Annotated in this window: 3 protein-coding genes; 1 reads left to right on the top strand and 2 read right to left on the bottom strand. The window is 68.0% G+C overall.

Annotated features, from left to right (window positions below):
• Positions 1 to 452: C40 family peptidase (locus ACYVLQ_RS29160; protein WP_460700747.1), on the top strand; the 452-nt coding region annotated here is incomplete at its 5' end.
• A gap of 6 nt (positions 453 to 458) precedes the next feature.
• Here the strand turns inward: ACYVLQ_RS29160 and ACYVLQ_RS29155 are convergent.
• Positions 459 to 1,628: a transglycosylase SLT domain-containing protein gene (locus tag ACYVLQ_RS29155; RefSeq protein ID WP_460700746.1), complete on the bottom strand. Its 1,170-nt coding sequence runs from the start codon at positions 1,626 to 1,628 to the stop codon at positions 459 to 461.
• 17 nt (positions 1,629 to 1,645) lie between these two features.
• Positions 1,646 to 2,103 (bottom strand): transglycosylase SLT domain-containing protein (locus ACYVLQ_RS29150; protein ID WP_460700745.1); only part of this gene is annotated, 458 nt, incomplete at its 5' end.

The raw sequence follows: 2,103 nt of genomic DNA, 5'->3' as shown, positions 1-2,103 counted from the left end.
CCCACGAAATCAACCGCCTCACCAAGCAATACATCTACAACCTCGCCGGACAGCAATACCAGGGAGCGGCGGCGGCGACCGGCTCTTCCCCGGCGGTCCAGCAGGCGATCTCCACGGCACTGGCACAGCAGGGCGATCCGTACGAGTGGGGCGCGGAGGGTCCGGGCAGTTTCGACTGCTCCGGGTTGATGTGGTACTCGGCCCGAGCGGCGGGAGTCGATCTGCCGCGCACGGCGGCGGAGCAGTACCGACAGCTTCCCAAGGTCAATCCGGGGGATATCAAGCCCGGCGATCTCATCTTCCCCGCCTCGGCGTTCAAGAACGGCGGCGGACCGGGGCACGTGATGATGTACGTCGGCAACGGGCAGTGCGTCGAGGCGCCCCGGAGCGGATACAACGTTCGAGTCGTCGGTCTGCCGAACAGCTATCAGGCGGCCAGGTGGGCCTCGTAGCCGCCTTCAGTATCCGACATAGGAACCGCCCTCTTGCATCTTCACGATGCCGGGCACGTTACTGACCGAGCCGTAGCGGCTGATGGCATAGCGAACCCCGGCGATGATGTTGTCCACCGGGTTCCAGATATTCTTGTGACCCGGCAGCGAGTACGCGTTGAACGTGGGATCGATGGTCTGCATCAGGCCCTTGGACGGAGTTCCCTTGGCGGCGTTGCTGTCCCAGTTGTTGATCGCATTGGGGTTACCGGCGGACTCGTGCTGGATGATCGCGGCGATATGGGCCGGGTTGATCTGACTGGTGTCGTAGCCGTGTTGTTGCAGGATCCGCAGGGCCTCATTGATCCACTGGCCCTGTGCGCCGGTGGGGCGCGCGCTCGGCGGTCCGCCGCCGCTGCGACCGGGTTGGTACACCCGCGGTCGCGACGGCGCTGCCGGGCGCGATTCCCGCGCATACCGGCTGGCCAGGTTCGACACCTGCTCCGCGGAGATCGCGGCGGCGGCCTGCCCTTGGCCGAGCACGGAACCGGCGCGCTGTAGCGCGTTGCCGAGCGTCACCGCGACCTGACGCTGTCCCGCGGCGGTGTCCGCAACCGGTCCCAGCGCGGTCAACGCCGCGTCGGCCTCGGCGATGATCGAGGACAGTGCCGCCCGGCCCTGAACCGTATTGTCCACGGCGCCACCGAGAATCCGCCCGAGCTCGGCATTGAGATTGCCCAGTGCGTCCGATTTCCGGGTGCTGTTCCCGTTGGCCGTCGAGTAGAGCGAACCCGCTTGTCCGTCCCACACAACAGGTCCGGTGGGTGCCCCGGTCACCGCGGGCGGCGCCGCCGGTTGGCCGGTGTCGGGGGTCGGCGCCCGGTTCCCGTATTGGGCGGCCATCATCGCCAACGCTCCCATCGCCGCTCCCGCCATGGGCAGGGAAGCGGCGGCCGACATATCGCCCCGGGGGGCCGGGACCGATGGCGCCGCGGCCGCGGCTGCCGCGTTCGGCGCGGCCGCGGAGCCACGCGTGGCCGCGGCCGAATCGGCGGAGGCGGCCGCTGCGCCGGGCGGCGCCGTCGGCGATGTCCGGGCCGGACTTCTCCGCGCGGCCGGATCGGACTTGCCGCGCGGCGCGGGAGCCGCGACGCCCGAGCGGGTGCCCCGATCGTCGTCGACGCTCGGGTTCGGCACCTCACGCTCCGGCGGCATCAGTAACCGTTGTTCCCTCCGCTGAAGGTCCCCTTCTGCGCCAGCACGTTCTCGATCGACCCGTATCGCTTGACCCCGTACTTGATGCCTGCGGCGATGTTGGCCACCGGGTCGTAGACATTCGTCGAGGTGCCCTGCACATGGTTTGCCTGGAAGGTGGGGTCGATGGTCTGCATCAGACCCTTCGACGGAGTTCCCTTCGCGGCGTTGGAATCCCAGTTGTTGATCGCGTTCGGATTACCGCTGGACTCCGCCTGGATGATCATCGCGACATGCTGCGGGTTGATCTTGCTGACATCGATCTCCCCCTCCGCCGCCAAGGCCGCCAAGGCCTGCTGGATCCACCCCCCGAGGGAGCCGCCCACCGTGGACTGCTGCACACCGCCGCTGCCACCCTGGTATTGCTGTCCGGCGAGGTTGTAGATGTATTGCTTGGTGAGGCGGTTGATTTCGTGGG

It is taken from the genome of Nocardia thraciensis, assembly GCF_054782435.1.
The sequence above is the reverse complement of the archived record's forward strand: the minus strand, read 5'-3'. Positions and strand labels throughout refer to the sequence as shown.